Source organism: Alteromonas sp. AWJ4_199 (assembly GCF_056159165.1).
On the sequence record NZ_JBSWUR010000001.1, the window covers coordinates 1,725,633 to 1,744,824 of the forward strand.

29 protein-coding genes and 2 pseudogenes are annotated in these 19,192 nt (G+C 43.3%); 28 read left to right on the plus strand and 3 right to left on the minus strand.

Annotated elements, in window-relative coordinates:
* Positions 1 to 149 precede the first annotated feature (149 nt).
* Together fadB and fadA are read left to right on the plus strand one after the other, a co-directional pair.
* A complete protein-coding gene (gene fadB / locus ACXAER_RS07460) occupies positions 150 to 2,300 on the plus strand; it encodes a fatty acid oxidation complex subunit alpha FadB (protein ID WP_474828003.1) in 2,151 nt (716 codons plus the stop codon).
* Between the two features lie 18 nt (positions 2,301 to 2,318).
* Complete coding sequence (fadA, locus tag ACXAER_RS07465; RefSeq protein ID WP_071816941.1) at positions 2,319 to 3,482, plus strand: acetyl-CoA C-acyltransferase FadA; 1,164 nt, start codon at positions 2,319 to 2,321, stop codon at positions 3,480 to 3,482.
* Between the two features lie 77 nt (positions 3,483 to 3,559).
* On the opposite strand, the gene ACXAER_RS07470 is transcribed toward fadA, so the two are convergent.
* Positions 3,560 to 4,528, minus strand: coding sequence for an integron integrase (locus ACXAER_RS07470; protein ID WP_474828006.1), 969 nt, complete (start codon positions 4,526 to 4,528; stop codon positions 3,560 to 3,562).
* Positions 4,529 to 4,814: 286 nt separating this feature from the next.
* Between ACXAER_RS07470 and ACXAER_RS07475 the strand changes: the two genes are divergently transcribed.
* From ACXAER_RS07475 to ACXAER_RS07590, 24 genes and pseudogenes are all read left to right on the plus strand, one after another.
* Positions 4,815 to 5,180, plus strand: coding sequence for a hypothetical protein (locus ACXAER_RS07475; protein ID WP_474828008.1), 366 nt, complete (start codon positions 4,815 to 4,817; stop codon positions 5,178 to 5,180).
* A gap of 115 nt (positions 5,181 to 5,295) precedes the next feature.
* On the plus strand, positions 5,296 to 5,667 hold the full coding sequence (locus ACXAER_RS07480) for a GNAT family N-acetyltransferase (RefSeq protein ID WP_474825957.1): 372 nt from the start codon (positions 5,296 to 5,298) through the stop codon (positions 5,665 to 5,667).
* Positions 5,668 to 6,313: 646 nt separating this feature from the next.
* The gene (locus tag ACXAER_RS07485) at positions 6,314 to 6,736 is read left to right on the plus strand and encodes a GNAT family N-acetyltransferase (RefSeq protein WP_474828010.1); all 423 of its coding nucleotides are present in this window, start codon (positions 6,314 to 6,316) and stop codon (positions 6,734 to 6,736) included.
* A gap of 130 nt (positions 6,737 to 6,866) precedes the next feature.
* The gene (locus ACXAER_RS07490; protein ID WP_474828012.1) at positions 6,867 to 7,325 is read left to right on the plus strand and encodes a DUF4262 domain-containing protein; all 459 of its coding nucleotides are present in this window, start codon (positions 6,867 to 6,869) and stop codon (positions 7,323 to 7,325) included.
* Between the two features lie 121 nt (positions 7,326 to 7,446).
* On the plus strand, positions 7,447 to 7,758 hold the full coding sequence (locus ACXAER_RS07495; protein WP_474828014.1) for a hypothetical protein: 312 nt from the start codon (positions 7,447 to 7,449) through the stop codon (positions 7,756 to 7,758).
* A gap of 170 nt (positions 7,759 to 7,928) precedes the next feature.
* A complete protein-coding gene (locus ACXAER_RS07500) occupies positions 7,929 to 8,240 on the plus strand; it encodes a transposase (protein WP_423079162.1) in 312 nt (103 codons plus the stop codon).
* Positions 8,240 to 9,094: pseudogene (locus tag ACXAER_RS07505) on the plus strand (IS3 family transposase); the annotation flags it as partial. The gene ACXAER_RS07500 and the pseudogene ACXAER_RS07505, both read left to right, overlap by 1 nt.
* A gap of 561 nt (positions 9,095 to 9,655) precedes the next feature.
* Positions 9,656 to 10,093, plus strand: a complete 438-nt coding sequence (locus ACXAER_RS07510) for a hypothetical protein (protein WP_474828016.1) — start codon at positions 9,656 to 9,658, stop codon at positions 10,091 to 10,093.
* A gap of 139 nt (positions 10,094 to 10,232) precedes the next feature.
* Entirely contained in the window at positions 10,233 to 10,532 is a 300-nt protein-coding gene (locus ACXAER_RS07515; RefSeq protein ID WP_474828018.1) for a hypothetical protein, read from the plus strand.
* A 133-nt stretch (positions 10,533 to 10,665) separates the two neighbouring features.
* Entirely contained in the window at positions 10,666 to 10,905 is a 240-nt protein-coding gene (locus ACXAER_RS07520; RefSeq protein ID WP_474828020.1) for a hypothetical protein, read from the plus strand.
* A 611-nt stretch (positions 10,906 to 11,516) separates the two neighbouring features.
* Complete coding sequence (locus tag ACXAER_RS07525) at positions 11,517 to 11,735, plus strand: addiction module protein (protein ID WP_474828022.1); 219 nt, start codon at positions 11,517 to 11,519, stop codon at positions 11,733 to 11,735.
* A 3-nt stretch (positions 11,736 to 11,738) separates the two neighbouring features.
* Positions 11,739 to 12,035 (plus strand): type II toxin-antitoxin system RelE/ParE family toxin, encoded by a 297-nt coding sequence (locus tag ACXAER_RS07530; RefSeq protein ID WP_105933275.1) that lies wholly within the window; start codon positions 11,739 to 11,741, stop codon positions 12,033 to 12,035.
* A 127-nt stretch (positions 12,036 to 12,162) separates the two neighbouring features.
* Positions 12,163 to 12,462: a hypothetical protein gene (locus ACXAER_RS07535; RefSeq protein ID WP_474828018.1), complete on the plus strand. Its 300-nt coding sequence runs from the start codon at positions 12,163 to 12,165 to the stop codon at positions 12,460 to 12,462.
* 125 nt (positions 12,463 to 12,587) lie between these two features.
* Positions 12,588 to 12,851, plus strand: coding sequence for a hypothetical protein (locus ACXAER_RS07540; protein ID WP_474828025.1), 264 nt, complete (start codon positions 12,588 to 12,590; stop codon positions 12,849 to 12,851).
* 165 nt (positions 12,852 to 13,016) lie between these two features.
* Positions 13,017 to 13,253 carry a DUF4160 domain-containing protein gene (locus tag ACXAER_RS07545; RefSeq protein ID WP_137167161.1) on the plus strand — a complete coding sequence of 79 codons (237 nt, stop codon included), beginning with the start codon at positions 13,017 to 13,019 and terminating at the stop codon, positions 13,251 to 13,253.
* Positions 13,234 to 13,500 (plus strand): DUF2442 domain-containing protein, encoded by a 267-nt coding sequence (locus ACXAER_RS07550; protein ID WP_390609594.1) that lies wholly within the window; start codon positions 13,234 to 13,236, stop codon positions 13,498 to 13,500. The genes ACXAER_RS07545 and ACXAER_RS07550 overlap by 20 nt, the downstream gene beginning before the upstream one ends.
* 132 nt (positions 13,501 to 13,632) lie before the next feature.
* On the plus strand, positions 13,633 to 13,911 hold the full coding sequence (locus ACXAER_RS07555) for a type II toxin-antitoxin system RelE/ParE family toxin (protein ID WP_334022385.1): 279 nt from the start codon (positions 13,633 to 13,635) through the stop codon (positions 13,909 to 13,911).
* Complete coding sequence (locus tag ACXAER_RS07560) at positions 13,911 to 14,204, plus strand: HigA family addiction module antitoxin (RefSeq protein WP_474828029.1); 294 nt, start codon at positions 13,911 to 13,913, stop codon at positions 14,202 to 14,204. Before ACXAER_RS07555 ends, ACXAER_RS07560 begins: the two co-directional genes overlap by 1 nt.
* Positions 14,205 to 14,258: 54 nt before the next feature.
* Entirely contained in the window at positions 14,259 to 14,663 is a 405-nt protein-coding gene (locus tag ACXAER_RS07565; protein WP_474828031.1) for a hypothetical protein, read from the plus strand.
* Positions 14,626 to 15,084 carry a hypothetical protein gene (locus ACXAER_RS07570; RefSeq protein WP_474828033.1) on the plus strand — a complete coding sequence of 153 codons (459 nt, stop codon included), beginning with the start codon at positions 14,626 to 14,628 and terminating at the stop codon, positions 15,082 to 15,084. Before ACXAER_RS07565 ends, ACXAER_RS07570 begins: the two co-directional genes overlap by 38 nt.
* 120 nt (positions 15,085 to 15,204) lie before the next feature.
* Positions 15,205 to 15,483, plus strand: coding sequence for a hypothetical protein (locus tag ACXAER_RS07575; protein ID WP_474828035.1), 279 nt, complete (start codon positions 15,205 to 15,207; stop codon positions 15,481 to 15,483).
* Positions 15,484 to 15,537: 54 nt separating this feature from the next.
* Positions 15,538 to 16,047 (plus strand): hypothetical protein, encoded by a 510-nt coding sequence (locus ACXAER_RS07580; RefSeq protein WP_474828037.1) that lies wholly within the window; start codon positions 15,538 to 15,540, stop codon positions 16,045 to 16,047.
* A gap of 47 nt (positions 16,048 to 16,094) precedes the next feature.
* Entirely contained in the window at positions 16,095 to 16,622 is a 528-nt protein-coding gene (locus ACXAER_RS07585) for a hypothetical protein (RefSeq protein WP_474828039.1), read from the plus strand.
* Positions 16,623 to 16,653: 31 nt separating this feature from the next.
* The gene (locus ACXAER_RS07590; protein ID WP_474828041.1) at positions 16,654 to 17,085 is read left to right on the plus strand and encodes a hypothetical protein; all 432 of its coding nucleotides are present in this window, start codon (positions 16,654 to 16,656) and stop codon (positions 17,083 to 17,085) included.
* 54 nt (positions 17,086 to 17,139) lie between these two features.
* On the opposite strand, the gene ACXAER_RS07595 is transcribed toward ACXAER_RS07590, so the two are convergent.
* Both ACXAER_RS07595 and ACXAER_RS07600 read right to left on the minus strand, forming a co-directional pair.
* On the minus strand, positions 17,140 to 17,433 hold the full coding sequence (locus ACXAER_RS07595) for a type II toxin-antitoxin system RelE family toxin (RefSeq protein ID WP_474828043.1): 294 nt from the start codon (positions 17,431 to 17,433) through the stop codon (positions 17,140 to 17,142).
* Positions 17,423 to 17,671 (minus strand): type II toxin-antitoxin system Phd/YefM family antitoxin, encoded by a 249-nt coding sequence (locus ACXAER_RS07600; protein ID WP_474828045.1) that lies wholly within the window; start codon positions 17,669 to 17,671, stop codon positions 17,423 to 17,425. The genes ACXAER_RS07595 and ACXAER_RS07600 overlap by 11 nt, the downstream gene beginning before the upstream one ends.
* A gap of 223 nt (positions 17,672 to 17,894) precedes the next feature.
* Here ACXAER_RS07600 and ACXAER_RS07605 point away from each other — a divergent pair, with 223 nt between their 5' ends.
* Positions 17,895 to 18,206, plus strand: coding sequence for a transposase (locus tag ACXAER_RS07605; protein WP_423079162.1), 312 nt, complete (start codon positions 17,895 to 17,897; stop codon positions 18,204 to 18,206).
* A pseudogene (locus ACXAER_RS07610) lies at positions 18,206 to 19,060 on the plus strand (IS3 family transposase); the annotation flags it as partial. The gene ACXAER_RS07605 and the pseudogene ACXAER_RS07610, both read left to right, overlap by 1 nt.
* Positions 19,061 to 19,192: the final 132 nt, after the last annotated feature.

Consider the following 19,192-nt stretch of genomic DNA (forward strand, 5'->3'; position numbering starts at 1 on the left):
AAATTGAAACGCTTGTTTGATTTTTTGTTGAAATTTTGTGTGGCTTTGTAAAGAATCTAGCCACCCTAACGCGTTAGTGAATGCATACGACCCTACAAATTAGTTGGATTACTTCACTAACATCCTGGCCAATGCCGAAGGAGATGATAATGATATACACAGGCAAAAGTCTTTCCGTCAGCCTGTTAGATGACGGCTTTGCTGAGCTGGTATTCGACGCCGAAGGTTCAGTAAACAAGTTCGACCGCCAAACGGTGACCGAGCTTGACGAAGCAACAAAAGCCCTACTTGCTAAAGGCGATGTTAAAGGCTTAGTAGTACGCAGTGCAAAACCTGCATTTATCGTAGGTGCAGATATCACCGAGTTCACTGGTTTATTCGCCATGGACGATGCCGAGGTACTACAGTGGGTTGCCAATACTTCACAAGTATTCGACCGCTTCGAAGACCTACCTTTCCCTACCATCGCTGCAGTTAACGGCTTCGCGCTTGGCGGCGGCTGTGAAATGGCATTGGCTTGTGACATGCGTATTGCAGACACTACCGCTTCAATTGGTTTACCAGAAGTTAAGCTAGGCCTCATGCCTGGTTTTGGTGGTACGGTTCGCCTACCTCGCCTTATTGGTGCAGACAATGCGCTTGAGTGGATGACTACTGGCCGTGACAGAAAAGGCGCGAAAGCCCTTGCTGAAGGCGCAGTTGATGCAGTTGTAGCACCAGAGGCGCTAGTTGAAGGCGCGCTTTCAATGGTGAAAGACGCCGTTGACGGTAAATTTGACTGGCAAGCACGTCGTGCGGTTAAGAAAGCCCCACTACAGCTAAACAAAAACGAAGCCATGATGAGCTTCTCGACAGCTCAAGCTATGGTATTTGCGCAAGCTGGCAAACATTACCCAGCACCGCACAAAATGGTTGAGACTGTTCAAAAAGCAGCGGGCCTAGACCGTGAAGGTGCACTTAAGCTTGAAAATGAAGGCTTTGTGGCGTTAGCGAAAACCGACGCAGCGAAAGCGCAAATTGGTATTTTCCTTGCCGACCAGCTAGTTAAGAGCAAAGGTAAAAAGCAAGCAAAAGCGGCAACCAAGCAATCTAAGCTTAACGCTGTACTAGGTGCAGGCATCATGGGTGGCGGTATTGCATACCAAAGCGCGGTGAAAGGCACACCGGTAGTCATGAAAGACATTAACCAAGGTGCACTAGACCTTGGTCTTTCAGAAGCAGCAAAAATTCTTGGTAAAGGTATGCAGCGCGGTAAAGTTGATGCGACTAAAATGGCGCAAACGCTTAACGCAATTACACCTACCCTTGAGTACAGCACGCTTAAAGATGCAGACCTTGTGATTGAAGCGGTTGTAGAAAACCCGAAAGTAAAAGGTATTGTACTCAAGGAAGTAGAAGACAACGTAGCAGACGACGCTATCATCACTTCAAACACTTCTACTATCTCTATCAATCAGCTAGCTGAAAGCCTAGACAAGCCAGAGCGCTTCTGTGGTATGCACTTCTTCAACCCAGTGCACCGCATGCCGCTTGTTGAAATTATTCGTGGCGAAAAAACGTCAGAAGAAACCATCAATGCGGTAGTAGCCGCTACCCTTAAAATGGGCAAAACCCCAATTGTGGTTAACGACTGCCCTGGGTTCTTGGTAAACCGCGTATTGTTCCCATACTTTGCGGGCTTCAGTAAGCTTCTTATCGACGGCGCAGACTTCGTTGCAGTTGATAAAGTAATGGAAAAAATCTTCGGCTGGCCTATGGGACCTGCTTACCTAATGGACGTTGTAGGTATCGACACGGGCGATCACGCAGCAGACGTGATGGCAGCGGGTATTCCAGAGCGTATGGCGCGCCTAGACAACGACCCGGTAACCCTGTTCTACAAAGAAGAACGTTTAGGTCAGAAGAACGGTAAAGGTTTCTACAACTACGGTGTTGATAAGCGCGGTAAGCCGTCTAAAACACCTGCTGAAGAAGCATACGCACTAATGGCGCCACACGTAGCTGAAAAGACAGACTTTGAAGCTGACGACATTATTGCACGCCTTATGATCCCTATGGCAAACGAAGCAATTCGCTGCCTAGAAGAAGGCATTGTAGATAGCGCAGCTGAAGCAGATATGGCGCTACTTTACGGCTTAGGTTTCCCTCCATTCCGCGGTGGTATTTTCCGTTGGATTGAAACCATTGGCTTGGCGAACTTTGTTGCTATGGCAGACAAGTACGCTGAACTTGGTCCTATTTATCAGATCTCAGACGGCGTTCGTGAAATGGCCGCTGCTGGTAAATCATATTTCGCATAAGACCCGGAGGAAAAACTAATGAAAGAAGTGGTCGTAATCGATTGCGTACGTACCCCTATGGGTCGTTCAAAAAACGGTGTTTTCAGAAATGTGCGCGCAGAAGACCTTTCTGCAGCACTAATGACCGCGCTACTAGAGCGTAACCCTGGCGTAAACCCAGCGGAAATTGAAGACATCATTTGGGGCTGTGTTCAGCAAACTAAAGAACAAGGCTTCAACGTTGCACGTAACGCGCAACTACTAACACAAATTCCACGCACAACAGGCGCGGTAACGGTTAACCGTTTATGTGGTTCATCAATGCAAGCGCTTCACGATGCAACAAGTGGCATCATGAGCGGCCGTGGTGACATTTACATGATTGGTGGTGTTGAGCACATGGGTCACGTACCGATGAACTACAACATCGACTTCCACCCAGGTCTTGCTAAGTACACGGCAAAAGCGTCGGGCATGATGGGTATGACCGCCGAGCTACTTGGCCGTCAAAACGGTATTACTCGTGAGCAACAAGACGCATTTGGTGCGCGTTCGCACCAGCTAGCGCATAAAGCACACCTTGAAGGCCGCTGGGCTAACGAGATTGTGCCTGTTGAAGGTCACGATGCAAACGGCGTATTAAAGCTAATTGACTACGATGAAGTAGTACGCCCAGAAAGCACGGCTGAGAGCATGGCGGCACTTCGCCCTGTGTTCGACCCAGTAAACGGTACCGTTACTGCAGGCACGTCTTCTGCGCTGTCTGACGGTGCATCTGCTATGCTACTTATGTCAGCAGACCGTGCGAAAGAGCTTGGCCTAACACCACGTGCGAAAATTCGCTCAATGGCGGTGGCTGGTTGTGATGCGGCAATTATGGGCTACGGCCCAGTTCCAGCAACACAAAAAGCCCTTAAGCGTGCTGGCCTTACTATGGACGATATTGAGCTTGCTGAGTTTAACGAAGCGTTCGCGGCACAGGCACTATCGTGCATTAAGCAACTAGGTTGGATGGACCATCTAGATACTAAGATTAACCTTAACGGTGGTGCGATTGCACTTGGTCACCCACTAGGTTGTTCTGGTTCACGTATCTCAGGTACGCTTATCAACCTAATGGAATCACAAGACGTAAGCCTAGGCTTAGCGACTATGTGTATTGGTTTAGGCCAAGGTATTGCTACCGTATTTGAGCGTGTATAAGCGTTTATATTAGAGCTTTAAAGCTAAATTTTGAAAAGGGCCTTCGGGCCCTTTTTTGTTGCAGCGCATATTTAAAATCAAAAAGCTAAATTAGAAAGTGGGCTGACTACACCATTCGCCCCTTGTTGAAGTATGTGTGTATAGATTTGAGTAGTTCTAACATCGGCATGCCCTAACTGGTCTTGCACCGTTCTGATATCTGCACCTGACTGCAGCAAATGTGTAGCTATTGAATGACGAAGTGTATGAGGCGTAACATGCTTAATTATTCCCGCATCACTTGAGGCGCGACTTACGGCACGCTGTATCTGTTTCTCATCTATATGATGTCGCCGCAATAGCTTACTTTCTGGATCAATACTTAATTTTGATGCAGGAAACAAATATTGCCACTCCAGCGTTTTATTGCGCTGCTGATACTTTTCCCTCAACCCGTGCGGGATCCAAGCTCCAGCAAAGTCTGGCACCATCAAATCTCGTTGCAGAAGTTTTTCACTTTCACTGATATGATTTTTTAAAAGTGGAATCAGCGATTCCGACAGCGTTACCACTCGATGCTTGCCCCCTTTCCCAAACCAAATCCTCACACACTTGTAGTCGAAGTCTATGTCGCCCGCTCTAAGGCGAACACACTCCATTAACCGAAGCCCACTTCCATAAAGAAGTGCTACCGCTAAGTAATGATGGGTAGGCACTCTACCAAGCAATGCTTTTACTTCTAACTGGGTTAGCACAACCGGTAGTTTTCTTTCCCTTCCGCTTCCCACAAAGTTCATGTCTGTAGGTAGCGGCTGCTCTAAATACTTGTTGTAGAGAAAAACCAGCGCATTTAGTGCAGTAGCTTGTGTAGACCGCGCATTTTTTCGCTTGGTGGATAAATGCGTAAGGTATGCTTCAACATGCAAAACGTCGAGATCTTTCGGGTGCTGAAATTTGTGAAAACGAATGTAGTCTGAAATCCAGTTGATATAGGTTTGTATGGTACGCTTTGCATAGCGCTTGAGCATCATGTGCTCGTACAGGGATTTAATAAACTGAGACTTCATGTTCGACTCCAAAATAAAAAAGTCTATTTAAAAAATCACAACGAGATAACTGACTTTAGTACCTGTTTTATTGCAAGAGTATTCACGAAATACCCCAAATTCACCTGCAACCCGATTTGGTGTTTTTAACCTTTGAGCAAAATACACCAAAAACGTATTTTACTAATCCTATCGATAGGTTATGGTTTAACCATATTTAAAACCAAACGGACAAAAACCCCGTTCTGGTTCGTTAAATCGCCCCGTTTAGGGAACGATTAAATTGTTATGTTTTTCAGGGGAACATGTGTACTTAGGTGATTGGGATAAGGCAATAATAAGGAGCTTACTGACATCTAGTTTACTATTGCCAGCGATCTTTCTTATCCGCGCAAGTAACTTACAAAGTTCCGAAATCCCCGGATTAATAGCAACTTTTTCGCTCTATATTGGAGTTTTCCTACTGGTATCTATAGCAGGCTGGTTAATTATCGGGTTTCCAGTTCACTGGCTGGCTTGTAAGTACAAAAAAACAAACTATTTGTTTTACATGGTTTTACCAGTTACCTTTTTACTGGTAAGTGGTACTACTAACGGCCCTTGGATACTTGGCGTAATTGCTTCGGTTCAGGCTTTAATGTTTCGGTATGTTGTTTTTAAAAACAAAACATAACAAAAAAATCAAGCTCGCCCGCTGCGCGGGCTGGGACGCAAACATGTGGGCTGCTCACTTCGTTCGGATTTTAGCCCACATGCCTGCGCCCCTTATTTAAAAGTTAGGTGCTCTCATGGATATAATAGAAATGGAGTTTCAGGATAGGTTGCCCTTTGGTTTTTCACTCCTCTGTAAAGTAGAAAACGAATTAGTGGGCAAGGCTCACGTCAGTATTAAGGGTAATGATGGTGTTCTTTCGGACATCATAGTTATAGAGAGAACACACTATAATTACTCTTTTTTTTCATCTAAGAAGACAATTGTTTCCCACAGGAATAAAGGCTACGGCACTTTATTGCTGAAATCAGTTATTGCACACTGTAAACGAATTGGCCTAAACAAACTGACAGGAAAGATTGTTGGAGAAACAAATCGATTAGAGCAATGGTACTTCAAAAATGGTTTTTCTGTCGTAAATGGTCAAATTATAAAGGTCTTATCGTGAACGCACCTAACAACTCAATAAACTCACTCACTTCGTTCGCTGGGACACATACACGCAGGGCGGCTTCGCCATTATGCCCTACGTGCCTGCGCCCGTTATTGAAAAGTTATAAGCCACAGGGAATTTGAGTTTGGCAATATTATTTATAAGCGTATTTGTTTGTACATTTTTATGGATTGAACTTCATTACTATGTAATCAATCGGTACGGAAACAGAGCGGCAATCGTTTTGTCGTTAGTAGGGTTGCTTTTGGGATTTCTCTACTCATATTTTTCCTCGTCATCAATGTACGCGCGAGAGACAAAGCAAATAGCCCTGATAAGCTTCAGCGTAATAGTATTTGTAGTTCCAATTATCGTATGTCATTTTTTAACGTGGCTTACGCAAAAAAATAGTGCCAATACACGTCATGTGATTTCTGCTTTCTTGGCATTTATTAATTGTTTTTTATGGCCATTTTTTGCTTTGGTTACCGGTTGTTATGTGCAACTAGATTGTATTTAATACGGCTTATAACAAACGCATTAACCACTCGCTGCGCTCGCTGGGGACAAAAACACGTAGGCTCCCTCGCTTCGCTCGTAATTGTAGCCTACGTATTTTTGCCCGTTATGCGGGCGTTATACCCTCTGAAGGATCGATAGAATGAAAGGGATTAATATAAGTACAAGCCACGATGACTTAGACATCGAATTAATCCACTCCTTTGTGGCGAACTCCTATTGGGCAAAAAACATCCCGCTTTCAACATTACAAAAATCTATAGACAATTCTCTTGTATTTGGAGCCTATGCAACCGGGGGAGACCAAGTTGGTTTCGCTAGAGTTATTACAGACAGAGCTACATTTGCATATCTAAGCGACGTTTTTGTAATAGAGAAGTTTCGTGGTCAAGGGGTAAGCAAACAACTTATGGAAAACATATCATCCCATCCAGACCTACAAGGTCTCCGTAGGTTTATGCTAGCAACAAGTGACGCACACGGATTGTACTCGCAGTTTGGTTTTACATCTGTTGAAAACCCTGAGAAGTTGATGCAAATTTTAACGCCTGGCATATATGATTAGGCACGGGTATAACAACCCAATCAACACACTCACTGCGTTCGCTGGGACGCATACACGCGGGGCGGCTGCGCCATTATGCCCCACATGTCTGCGCCCGTTATTGGAAAGTTAGGGCTCACAAGGAAGTTTTATGAACCAAGCAGAAATTAAGATTATAGAAAATATAGAAAAATACGGATGCCATGTTACTTCTGTATTTGACCCCAAAGAAGAAGATCCTAATTTCACTTATACCGTCGGCATCAACAAACAGGAAAGTCGCCCAGAAGTGCTCATCCTTGGTTTAAGAAGTGAATTGTCCTCCTGGATCGCAAATGAATATAATCGCCGCGTCCAAGAAGGAGAAACTTTTACAGAGGACGGCTTTTATGAAGGGTTTCTCGATGGATTTGAAGTTTGTTTTAAACCTGTAGCAAAGAGGTTTAAAGAAGAGTTTATGCTTTCGTGTAATTGGCTATATGAGGGTACTAGTTACCCAGCACTTCAGCTAATCTTTCCTACCGTCCATGGCATTTGGCCGTGGGAAGCAAATGCCTCAGACAGCTTTAAAGCACTGCAACCAAGTTTTCAGGAAGTCTCAGCATGGTGAGCCCTAACAAACCGCTGTTGGCACTCCCTTCGGTCGCTGGGACGCAAACACGGGGCCGCTTCGCGATTATAGCCCCGTGCCTGCGCCCCAAAGCTTAGCGTTATAAGACAAAGGGAATTCAGTGAACAAGGTTGTTATCAGTATCCTTTCAATATTACTCCTACTAACCAACTTGTTTTGGATGTATCGGAGTTTGGATAACGGCGTCTCTTTAACTTACATGGAAGCAAGCCTAGAAACCCAAACTAAAATATCGGAGCAACTGTTCGTTCTAATTAACGCGCAGCTTATAGGTAAAAGTATCAACGAAGTTAATAGTATTGTTCCACTGGATATTTATGGCTCTTCACCATTCATAAAAGATGATTGTTTATATTATGGTAGCGTATGCCTTATTGTTGGCACCAATGGCACTATTCAAGGTTTTAAGTAGCATGTCTTATAACAAAAAAATTAAGTACGCCCGCTGCGCGGGCTGGGACGCAAACACGCGGGGCGGCTTCGCCATTATGCCCCACATGCCTGCGCCCCTTATTTAAAAGTTAGCTATAGGACTTACCCAAACTTAGTGGACATCTCCTATAGTTAGATAAGAGGTGACTTATGGCTAATAAAAAGAAGGTTCATGCTTATACTGAAGAGTTTCGTAAGGAAGCTGTTCGACGAGCAGATCAAAAGGGTAACTCCAACCAATCCGTAGCGGCAGAGCTGGGTATTTCCGCACAACAAATCTACAACTGGCGTCGACAGTTTAAGCGCTGTGGGGGTAATCAATTCTCAACCATTCAAGGCGTGAAGTTTCATCAAGAAGACTCTGACGAGGTGCAAGCCCTCAAGCGCCAGCTGGCCGATCTCAAAGAAGAGAATGCGTTTTTAAAAAAGGCTGCCGCGTACTTTGCGAGCGACCAAGAGTAAAGTACGCACTAATTAAAGTGTATGCGGGGCAATTCAGAGTAACGGTGATGTGTCGGGCACTTAAAGTCTCTCGTTCTGGTTATTACAAGTACCTCACACGTCGTATACCCGCGTATCAGCAGCGACGAAAACAGCTGTGTGAGCACACCATGGCGCTCTTTGAGAAGTATCAAAAGCGCTATGGCGCACCTAGATTAACGCGCGCCTTGAAAGCTGACAACGTCCCCTGCTGCGTTAATACAATTGCGAAAATCATGCAGCAGCTACAGTTACGCGCGCGTAACGGGAGAGCATTTCGATACTCGCAATATAGCCACAGTAATGTGCGCGTGAGTCAAAACGTCTTACGCCGACAATTTGTAGCAACAAAGCCCAATACAAAGTGGGTCACTGATATCACTTACATTCGATTTAAAGGCCAATGGCATTATTTGGCTACCGTAATGGACTTGTACTCAAGAGCTATTGTTGGCTGGGCGTTTGATGGCCATATGACCGAAGAACTTATTATACGCGCACTTAATATGGCAATTAGCAGACGAGACATAGAACCAGGGTTAATCATTCACTCCGACAGAGGTGTTCAATATCGCTCTGTGCGATACCAAGACCTGATAATGAGCATTGGCGCAGTGTCCAGCATGAGCAGAAGAAGCAATTGCTGGGACAATGCCGTAATGGAGTCATTCTTCAGTCGTATGAAAGTCGAACTCATATACGGGGAGAAATTCAACTCGCTTCAGGAAATCAAATCTTGTATCTTCGAGTACATTGAAATTTTTTATAATCGCGTGCGTCAGCATTCAACATTGGGCTATATCAGCCCTTACGAATACGAAGCGACATACGCTTAACATGGATGTCCACTTTTAGTGGGTAAGACCACTATTTTGGTGAACATGCTATTTTCATTTGCTATTTTTTTACTCTATTTGTCGCCAATTGCCTTTGTATTCCTTTACTCAAAATATGAATATCAGCATTCATTAGCGAACAGTTTTAAAAGGTGGAGAAACTCCAAGATAATTGGCATTATTTTCTTCACTGTGTTGACCTTTTTCATAATTACAACTGAAGGGACTAGCTGGAGATTATCAACTTATTGGTATTTGCTATGGGAACCGGGTTTAAGTATTAGCCTTATTGTATTTTCCAAACCTGCCAGCGAAATTATAGAAGGCTTTTCGTCACTAGGTTATTTCGGCGAGGACTTTGGGCATATTTTAGGGTGGTTCGGCCTTTTATCCGTATCATGTGTACTTGGGGTTGAAGTTTTAAGGCATAGCTAACAAACGCATAAACTCGCTCGCGGGCTCGCTGGGACAAAAATACGTAGGCTCCCTGCGCTTCGCTTGATATTGTAGCCTACGTATTTTTGCCCGTTATGCGGGTGTTATGTGCCAAAAGGAATTTGAATGCACAAGAATAATCAACTAATAATCGCTGGCAGTTTAAGTATCCTGGCTGCATTACTTCATATTGGTTGTATATTCGGCGGCCCTGATTGGTATCTCTTTTTTGGTGCTGGTCAACGTATGGCTCAACTCGCAGCTCAGGGCGACCCGTACCCAACAATTGTAACTTTAGCGATTGCTTCAATTCTTACTGGCTGGGGCTTATATGCATTTTCTGGTGCAGGTATCATCATCAAGTTGCCACTACTAAAAACCTGTTTAACTTTAATTACTGCCATCTATTTGTTGCGTGGTATCGCAGGCTTAGCTGGTCCCTTTCTAACTTCAGACCCTGTGGTACACCAAAATTCAATAACCTTTTGGTTAGTCAGCTCAATTATTTGCTGTATTTATGGTACGTTTTATTTATTGGGCACAGTAAAGTTATGGCGGCAGTAGAGAGTGTGCTGGCACATAACAAAAAAATTAAGTCACTCACTTCGTTCGCTGGGACGCATACATGCGGGGCGGCTTCGCCATTATGCCCCACATGCCTGCGCCCCTTATTTAAAAGTTATGTGCTAAAGAGAATGCTTAGATGGATCTATTTTTTGCAAATCTGGTAACAATTGTATTCTTCATTACAGGGTATAAGCTCATCGAAAAAGCAATTTTTCCAATGCCCTCCACTCTGCTGAAAATTGCACTCTATTCCCTTTTGATCTTCTGCTGTTTAGGCATTGCTTCGATTCTTTTTGCAATTGCTATCGGACTCTGGTTACCAGATACATACCCAGTCACTTTTTCATACAAAGCGCTGTTTATTTGTCCTATTATTACCATCTACTTTTTATTTAAAATGATGCAAAACAAAAGGCTTCTTTCTGCACGCACATAACAAGCGCATTAACACTCGCTGCGCTCGCCAGGGACAAAAAAACGTAGGCTCCCTGCGCTTCGCTTGGTATTGTAGCCTACGTATTTTTGCCCGTTATGCGGGTGTTAAGTGCCAAAAGGAAACTGAGAACTCAATGGATGAAAAAGAAGAAAAACTAAAGATTGTTCACGTGCCAGCGTTGGTTGCAGTCCTTAAAAATGCCGAAAGAAATAAGGAGGCAGCATTGACAGAAGCGGAGGTGCTGGAACTAAGAGATTCATCAGAGTGCATTGTTATGCCAATTGATGTGGCAGCTAAAGTTGAAGAAGAGCGAGGATATCCTGACATTGACCCCGAAAATGTATGGGAAGAATGGCAAGGAATTCGAGGTTAAATAAGCAATGGCACCTAACAAGCCAATAAACGCACTCACTTCGTTCGCTGGGACGCATACACGCGGGGCGGCTTCGCCATTATGCCCCACATGTCTGCGCCCGTTATTGGAAAGTTAGGCGTCATTTACTTACAGCATTAAAATGTGGGTTTAACCGTGACATTCCAGCATCAAGGTTGTTTCGCTAGGTTGTATTCGCGGCAAGCTTTCTCAGTTGTTTTAACGGCTTTAGCAATGTGCTTTTCATAAACACCGCAACGCCAACATTTAACATCACCAGTCTTCTAAACTCGTTCTTTTATTCAGCATTACCGTTAACATCTGGCATTTCGCACAGGGTTGTTTTATCTTAAATTCAATAATTCAAATACGCGGTCTATTTGGCTAGTGGTGGCAGCAAAGCTGCGTACTTTTCTTTGTACGCCTAACAAAACGCTGTTGGCACTCCCTTCGGTCGCTGGGACGCTAACACGTGGGCTGACTCACTTCGTTCGGATTTTAGCCCACGTGCTAGCGCCCCAAAGCTTAGTGTTAGCCGCTACTTGTAAATCCAGCCTTTCACTTCTCTTTTTTAGTGGTAATATCAAATCATACCCAACGGGAGTTATTTTATGTCTGATGCATTAAAAGTGTTGCTTGAAAATATCGAGCAACTCAGCACTAAAGAGAAAGCACTTGCTGCCCACTGTCTTTTAACGGCTATGGATACCAAGATTGATAGCGATGTGGAATCCGAGTGGTTAATACTTGCAGAATCTCGCAGCGCAGAGCTAGAGTCTGGTGCGGTAAAAAGCATTAGTTGGGAAGAGATAGAAAAGGATCTTAATTAAAAGATGCTGCCTGTTTCCTTTCACCCGGAGGTTAAAAGGGAAATAAAAGAGTCGTTTGATTGGTATCAAGAACAGTCATTGGGGTTGGGTCACGAATTTACCCAAGAACTCAAGGAAGCCATCGATTCAGTTAGCTCTTTGCCATCGGCATGGACAAAAATGGGGCAAACACATCGACGCTTTGTCTTAAGCAGGTTCCCATACTCTATTATTTATAAAATTATCGAAAACCGGGAAATTAGTGTGGTAGCTATTATGCACAACCACCGAAAACCAGGGTATTGGCACGAACGCGGCTAACAATACGCTCAAGCCACTCCCTCCGGTCGCTGGGACGCTACCATGTGGGCTGACTCACTTCGTTCGGATTATAGCCCACACGCTAGCGCCCCTTAGCTTAGCGTTATGTGCTAAAGAGAATGCTTAGATGGATCTATTTTTTGCAAATCTGGTAACAATTGTATTCTTCATTACAGGGTATAAGCTCATCGAAAAAGCAATTTTTCCAATGCCCTCCACTCTGCTGAAAATTGCACTCTATTCCCTTTTGATCTTCTGCTGTTTAGGCATTGCTTCGATTCTTTTTGCAATTGCTATCGGACTCTGGTTACCAGATACATACCCAGTCACTTTTTCATACAAAGCGCTGTTTATTTGTCCTATTATTACCATCTACTTTTTATTTAAAATGATGCAAAACAAAAGGCTTCTTTCTGCACGCACATAACAAGCGCATTAACACTCGCTGCGCTCGCCAGGGACAAAAAAACGTAGGCTCCCTGCGCTTCGCTTGGTATTGTAGCCTACGTATTTTTGCCCGTTATGCGGGTGTTATATTGCAAAGGTAATTTAATGAATGACGGAATATTCGGTATTGCTGCTCTTGCCACGATTGCGACGATTTGCTCGTTTGTGTCTCATTTATTTATTAAAAAGTTCGTTATAGCGGTCTTTGTTTCGGGGATACTCAGTGCGTCAGTTTTTCAGCTTGCAGCATATTTAAACCTTGGACAGCTTGATCCTTTTTATTTATTTGCCGCATTTACTTCATTTTTAATTAGCTGCGCAATATCAACAATAATTGGCTGCTTGATACTCAAAAGAGCTAATAGCTAGGTTGTTTAAAATATGCAATATAACAACCCAATCAACACACTCACTGCGTTCGCTGGGACGCATACACGCGGGGCGGCTTCGCCATTATGCCCCACATGTCTGCGCCGCTTAGCTTAATGTTATCTTCCAATTGGCATATGTGCTCTTCTGCGATAATCTTACTGCATGCCGACAGTATTAAGATTAGGGCCTTATCGTTTCTTCTTTTATAGTAATGAAAACGGTGAACCCGCACACATTCATATTCAGCGAGAGAAGATGCTTGCTAAATTCTGGTTAAAGCCCGTTGCTTTAGCTAGCTCTACTCGTTTTCCACCGAAAGAGTTAAGAAAACTCGAGCAATTGGTGGTCGAAAATAAAGAAACATTTTTGGAGGCTTGGAATGGCTATTTTAGCAGTTGAACATCACCCTCTTGCTCACTCAGTAAGTTTTGACTCAGACTCACTTATTATCAGTCTAATTGATGGCCGCTCTCTTTCTGTTCCTTTAGCTTGGTTTCCATCGCTTTCATCTGCGACTGAAGATCAACTTAAAGATTGGGAGATATTGGGTGATGGCGAAGGTATTCATTGGCCTCAATTGGACGAGGACTTAAGTGTTAATGGTCTTCTTTTGGGCAATCAAGGAAAGAAGATAACAAATCAATAAACACACTCACTGCGTTCGCTGGGACGCATACACGCGGGGCGGCTTCGCCATTATGCCCCACGTGCCTACGCCCGTTATTGGAAAGTTAAGCGTCAAGTTGCACCGCGTTGCGCAATGCGCTACACTCTTTCCATGATTAAGTCATTTAAACATAAGGGTCTGAAGCTGTTTTTCGAAAAAGGGAAAACTTCAGGCATACAGACTAAGCACGCGAAAAAACTTCGCATGCAGTTAGCTGCTATCCACACCGCACAAGATATCGGTGACATTGATTTACCGGGCTTCTCTCTTCATCAACTCAAAGGAGAAAGGTCAAATATTTGGTCGATATCAGTCAACGGCAATTGGAGAGTCACTTTCGAGTTTACGGATGGTAATGCTTACATCTTAAATTACGAGGATTATCACTAATGAATATGCATAACCCACCACATCCGGGTGAATTTATTGAATCCATTTACATGGAGCCACACGGTATTAGTTGCAGGACACTTGCTACCCATCTTGGTGTTGCCGCTTCAACACTAAATCGTGTAGTGAAAGGCAAAAGTGCAGTAACGCCAGAAATGGCCTTAAGGCTATCAAAAGTATTGGGGCGCAGCCCTGAAAGTTGGCTTAGCATGCAAGACAATTACGAACTTTGGCTGGCCAAACAGAACATCAACTTGGATAACGTGCAGCCAATAGATCTGCATGCCGCCTAACAATCTGCTGTAGCCGCTCGCGGGCTCGCTGGAACACAAACTAATAAGGATGTTATGAAAAATAAAATCACGTTAATAACCACATTGCTTTGCCTTTCTCTTGCTGCTTGCAGCAAACAAGTTCAAGTAAAAACGGATTTCTTTATCCAACAAGATAGTATTTCTGGGTACAACATTTCTGAACTTTTGGAATCGTTAGATACTTTACCCAGCCAAATAAGTGGATGTGACGCTAGTCATCATGAGCCAACCAATGAACTATTGGTTCAGTGTTCTAAGAAAGGCTTCAATTACACAAATGAACAAGTTCGCTCTACACTTTCAGGAGCTCCGAGCTTCAGTGTTTCAGATGAATTTGGACAATATAATTTCAAATGGATATCGGGCATAGCTTCTTGTTCAATAGCAATAGAGGAACAAAATGATATTTTTGAGCTTTGGTGCGGTAAAGGCACCTAACAAAACACTGTTGGCACTCCCTTCGGTCGCTGGGACGCTAACACGTGGGCTCAGTCGCTTCGCTCCAATTTTAGCCTACGTGTTATTGCCCCTAAGTTGGGCGTTATATTTCCCTCAGAATTTAAAAAATGGAGTTTTAATGAGACCATATGCAAACTTAAAAACAAATAATTTAGGACTTGTCCTCATCATTGCTAGACTTCTCGCTTATGTGGGATTTGGCCTTTTATTTTTGTCTCTTATCGTAGCCGTTAGTAAATATAGCGAGGGTATAAATACCTTTATGCATATCTCAGCCATAAGCCTCTTGCCCCATTCTCTATATTCTTTATTTGGGTCTTCCGTTCTTGCTTCTCTAATAGCAATAGAAGAAACTCTTAAAACAAAGAGCAATCGCTCTGTAAGTGAAAATGAAATATAACAAAACGCTAAAGTCGTTCTCCTCGGTCACTGGGACGCCAATACGCGGGGCGGCTTCGCCATTATGCCCCACGCATCTGCGCCCGTTATTGAAAAGTTATACACAAGGAGGGAACCCTACGTGTCAGAAGAAAATATCAAAAAAATTGTAAAGCGATACAAACTTCTTTCATCTTTTTGGCTGTTTGTTTTTTTAATTATTGCAATGTTTGCCAACTGGGCATTAATAGACTCAAATATTCGCAACCACTCAGAGCTTGGCCTCGAGTACTATTCAAGTGACACTGGCTTTATTTGGGGCGCTATCATTGGTGGCTTAAATGTAGTTTTGCAGTTATTTTTCTACTCTCTGGAGAAAATCCTGCTCTTTTTGCAGCAAGAAAGCAGTTCTTCGAATTAAGTTGTGTATAACAAAAAAATTAAGTTCGCCCGCTGCGCGGGCTGGGACGCAAACATGTGGGCTGACTCGCTTCGCTCGGATTTTAGTCCACAAGTTTGCGCCCCTTATTTAAAAGTTAGCTGCCAGAAGGTAAGCATGGACAAAACAACAAAGACGGTAGCTATTTTTCTTCTTATTGTCGGAAGTCTTTCATTGATTTCGAATTCGGTATGGAAACCTTTTGTACAGAAAGAATCGTTAAAAATTAGTGACGATCAATTACAAGATGTTGTAAATCAGATGAATGAAATGACACCAATATTTCTAGACGACATTACTAAGTTAAATCGAGTCCGCCTTGAAGGTAGAACAATTGTTTACGAGTATATCATTGACCATTATGAATCCGAGGATCTTTTAGCTTTTGGCCCGCTTAAAGATGCGCAGTTAAATGAATACTGTAATTCAAATGAAAATAGTTATTTTTCTAAAGTGGGTGTTGCAGTGACTTCAAACTACGTAACCCGTGATGGGCGAAAATTACATAGTTTTACTATGCGACCATCTGATTGCATTGGCAGCTAACAAACGCATTAACACTCGCTGCGCTCGCTAGGGACAAAGAAAACTACATGGACTTAAAAATTGGCGATTGGATAAGAAGCTACAGTGCTGGAATTTGGCAGGTATACAAAATTTTAGAGTATAAGTGCATTAACCCAATTAACGGTGAAACGCAGAAGAAAATGACGGTATTTTCAAAACGTTTTGTATCAAATACTTTTAAAAGGTCTTTCAAGCAAGAAGGCTGCGATCCTTCTTTGGTCCGAAAACTTGATAAAGCTGAGCAAAAAGAACTGGATAATTTTATCAGTGGGAACGCTGATCTATATAAAAATTTCAACGAACTTGAACTAGATAATATCGATTGTATTTATAACGCGCGCATCGAAATTCCCGAAGACAAATCAATTGAAAATGTAGCGTCTAAGTTTGAGTTAACGGAATACATCAAAGACACAGACATAAAAAGCCATCTTACAAAACTAGGGTTCAATACCAATGCAATGCCATCTTGGACGGTTCAGTTTGTGTCGCCAAACTATCATTGCATTGATGGCCACTTGGCTTTTAAATTCAACAGAGTGCTGGAGTTCTAATGCCCCATATGGCGGCGTTAGGGGTAGGTGCGTGGATAGCATTCAACTTCGTCACCCTTATTGGATAAGGTTAATTGGCTGGGTATTTTTACCGGTCATGTTTTGCTTAGCTGTTTGGTGTTTATTTTTGCCTGTATGGTATGACCGATACGATATAGCTATGTTTCTTGCGGCTGCGCTATTAGGTGGTGGCAATCTATACATGACAACTCATGGTTTACGCACACTTCCGTTCATGAATTCAGTGATTACACTTACAGACAACGAGATTACTGTACTTAAAGGTAAACAAGCTATCAGTATTAGCTGGCAAAATATTTCTAAAGCCCGTCATATCGCAAGTACACAAGTGCTTCACTTATACGACTCTGAAGGTAAACGATTTTTGTCTGTTACAGAACAGCTAAAAGGCTTTCATCTCTTGGAAAGTTACTTAAATGAAAAAAGCTGCCTCAAGGTTTGAAACACCTAACAAAAAACTAAAGGCGCTCGCGCTGCTCGCTGGGGCGTTAAACCCTTATTCAGCATCAAGTCTCTTTAATGCTTTTTTGTAAGCCTCATTTCTTTCGCGTTTTCCCACTGCAAGCACTATAACTACAACTACGTCATCAAGTACCTGATACACCAACCTATATCCTGATTGACGTAATTTTATTTTATAAACATTATCGGCACCTAACACTCTATCTGGGGCTACGTGCGGTGTTTTTAACCTCTCTGCTAACTTCTTTTTTAATTGCTGCTGCAAAGTACTACCAAGCTTATTCCATTCTTTTAGGGCGCTTCTTTTAAACTCTAATTTATAGGTCATCCAAATTCACCGAAACGCTTTCTTCACCTTGCCTTTCTTTAACAAGCTGTAGTAGTTCCAGATCCTCCAAACGATCCATCATTTTTTCGTAAATCTCTGCTGGGACACAATAGAATGCGGGTTCATTCCTATTCAATATGGCGACAGGATCGCCATATGCACTGCTCGCAACTTTCATAGGGTTAGCTTTTAGTTCAGTAATACTTGCAGCAACATCTGCCAAAACTCTCGCCGCCACAACGGTCTCCTAAAAGGTCTTTAATTAGGTCATATTAGTCTATCATTGTTGGTTTAACAAGCGCATAAACTCGCTCACTACGTTCGCTGGGACAAAAATACGTAGGCTCCCAGCGCTTCGCTTGGTATTGTAGCCTACGTGTTTTTGCCCGTTATGCGGGTGTTATGTGCAGGACTTACCCAAACTTAGTGGACATCTCCTATAGTTAGATAAGAGGTGACTTATGGCTAATAAAAAGAAGGTTCATGCTTATACTGAAGAGTTTCGTAAGGAAGCTGTTCGACGAGCAGATCAAAAGGGTAACTCCAACCAATCCGTAGCGGCAGAGCTGGGTATTTCCGCACAACAAATCTACAACTGGCGTCGACAGTTTAAGCGCTGTGGGGGTAATCAATTCTCAACCATTCAAGGCGTGAAGTTTCATCAAGAAGACTCTGACGAGGTGCAAGCCCTCAAGCGCCAGCTGGCCGATCTCAAAGAAGAGAATGCGTTTTTAAAAAAGGCTGCCGCGTACTTTGCGAGCGACCAAGAGTAAAGTACGCACTAATTAAAGTGTATGCGGGGCAATTCAGAGTAACGGTGATGTGTCGGGCACTTAAAGTCTCTCGTTCTGGTTATTACAAGTACCTCACACGTCGTATACCCGCGTATCAGCAGCGACGAAAACAGCTGTGTGAGCACACCATGGCGCTCTTTGAGAAGTATCAAAAGCGCTATGGCGCACCTAGATTAACGCGCGCCTTGAAAGCTGACAACGTCCCCTGCTGCGTTAATACAATTGCGAAAATCATGCAGCAGCTACAGTTACGCGCGCGTAACGGGAGAGCATTTCGATACTCGCAATATAGCCACAGTAATGTGCGCGTGAGTCAAAACGTCTTACGCCGACAATTTGTAGCAACAAAGCCCAATACAAAGTGGGTCACTGATATCACTTACATTCGATTTAAAGGCCAATGGCATTATTTGGCTACCGTAATGGACTTGTACTCAAGAGCTATTGTTGGCTGGGCGTTTGATGGCCATATGACCGAAGAACTTATTATACGCGCACTTAATATGGCAATTAGCAGACGAGACATAGAACCAGGGTTAATCATTCACTCCGACAGAGGTGTTCAATATCGCTCTGTGCGATACCAAGACCTGATAATGAGCATTGGCGCAGTGTCCAGCATGAGCAGAAGAAGCAATTGCTGGGACAATGCCGTAATGGAGTCATTCTTCAGTCGTATGAAAGTCGAACTCATATACGGGGAGAAATTCAACTCGCTTCAGGAAATCAAATCTTGTATCTTCGAGTACATTGAAATTTTTTATAATCGCGTGCGTCAGCATTCAACATTGGGCTATATCAGCCCTTACGAATACGAAGCGACATACGCTTAACATGGATGTCCACTTTTAGTGGGTAAGACCAGTGCCTAGGAAACATCAATTGTCGGGTAAATGTCGGGGTAAATTCGTACCCGACAGTGTAAAAAATGAGGAATTCTTCTTTTCGAGAACGCAGGAAGCAAC

Coding starts and splice junctions, on each gene's coding strand:
- fadB (WP_474828003.1), top strand. CDS start 150: ATGATATACACAGGCAAAAGTCTTTCCGTCAGCCTGTTAGATGACGGC.
- fadA (WP_071816941.1), top strand. CDS start 2,319: ATGAAAGAAGTGGTCGTAATCGATTGCGTACGTACCCCTATGGGTCGT.
- ACXAER_RS07470 (WP_474828006.1), bottom strand. CDS start 4,528: ATGAAGTCTCAGTTTATTAAATCCCTGTACGAGCACATGATGCTCAAG.
- ACXAER_RS07480 (WP_474825957.1), top strand. CDS start 5,296: ATGGATATAATAGAAATGGAGTTTCAGGATAGGTTGCCCTTTGGTTTT.
- ACXAER_RS07485 (WP_474828010.1), top strand. CDS start 6,314: ATGAAAGGGATTAATATAAGTACAAGCCACGATGACTTAGACATCGAA.
- ACXAER_RS07490 (WP_474828012.1), top strand. CDS start 6,867: ATGAACCAAGCAGAAATTAAGATTATAGAAAATATAGAAAAATACGGA.
- ACXAER_RS07500 (WP_423079162.1), top strand. CDS start 7,929: ATGGCTAATAAAAAGAAGGTTCATGCTTATACTGAAGAGTTTCGTAAG.
- ACXAER_RS07510 (WP_474828016.1), top strand. CDS start 9,656: ATGCACAAGAATAATCAACTAATAATCGCTGGCAGTTTAAGTATCCTG.
- ACXAER_RS07515 (WP_474828018.1), top strand. CDS start 10,233: ATGGATCTATTTTTTGCAAATCTGGTAACAATTGTATTCTTCATTACA.
- ACXAER_RS07520 (WP_474828020.1), top strand. CDS start 10,666: ATGGATGAAAAAGAAGAAAAACTAAAGATTGTTCACGTGCCAGCGTTG.
- ACXAER_RS07525 (WP_474828022.1), top strand. CDS start 11,517: ATGTCTGATGCATTAAAAGTGTTGCTTGAAAATATCGAGCAACTCAGC.
- ACXAER_RS07530 (WP_105933275.1), top strand. CDS start 11,739: ATGCTGCCTGTTTCCTTTCACCCGGAGGTTAAAAGGGAAATAAAAGAG.
- ACXAER_RS07535 (WP_474828018.1), top strand. CDS start 12,163: ATGGATCTATTTTTTGCAAATCTGGTAACAATTGTATTCTTCATTACA.
- ACXAER_RS07540 (WP_474828025.1), top strand. CDS start 12,588: ATGAATGACGGAATATTCGGTATTGCTGCTCTTGCCACGATTGCGACG.
- ACXAER_RS07545 (WP_137167161.1), top strand. CDS start 13,017: ATGCCGACAGTATTAAGATTAGGGCCTTATCGTTTCTTCTTTTATAGT.
- ACXAER_RS07550 (WP_390609594.1), top strand. CDS start 13,234: ATGGCTATTTTAGCAGTTGAACATCACCCTCTTGCTCACTCAGTAAGT.
- ACXAER_RS07555 (WP_334022385.1), top strand. CDS start 13,633: ATGATTAAGTCATTTAAACATAAGGGTCTGAAGCTGTTTTTCGAAAAA.
- ACXAER_RS07560 (WP_474828029.1), top strand. CDS start 13,911: ATGAATATGCATAACCCACCACATCCGGGTGAATTTATTGAATCCATT.
- ACXAER_RS07565 (WP_474828031.1), top strand. CDS start 14,259: ATGAAAAATAAAATCACGTTAATAACCACATTGCTTTGCCTTTCTCTT.
- ACXAER_RS07570 (WP_474828033.1), top strand. CDS start 14,626: ATGATATTTTTGAGCTTTGGTGCGGTAAAGGCACCTAACAAAACACTG.
- ACXAER_RS07580 (WP_474828037.1), top strand. CDS start 15,538: ATGTGGGCTGACTCGCTTCGCTCGGATTTTAGTCCACAAGTTTGCGCC.
- ACXAER_RS07585 (WP_474828039.1), top strand. CDS start 16,095: ATGGACTTAAAAATTGGCGATTGGATAAGAAGCTACAGTGCTGGAATT.
- ACXAER_RS07595 (WP_474828043.1), bottom strand. CDS start 17,433: ATGACCTATAAATTAGAGTTTAAAAGAAGCGCCCTAAAAGAATGGAAT.
- ACXAER_RS07605 (WP_423079162.1), top strand. CDS start 17,895: ATGGCTAATAAAAAGAAGGTTCATGCTTATACTGAAGAGTTTCGTAAG.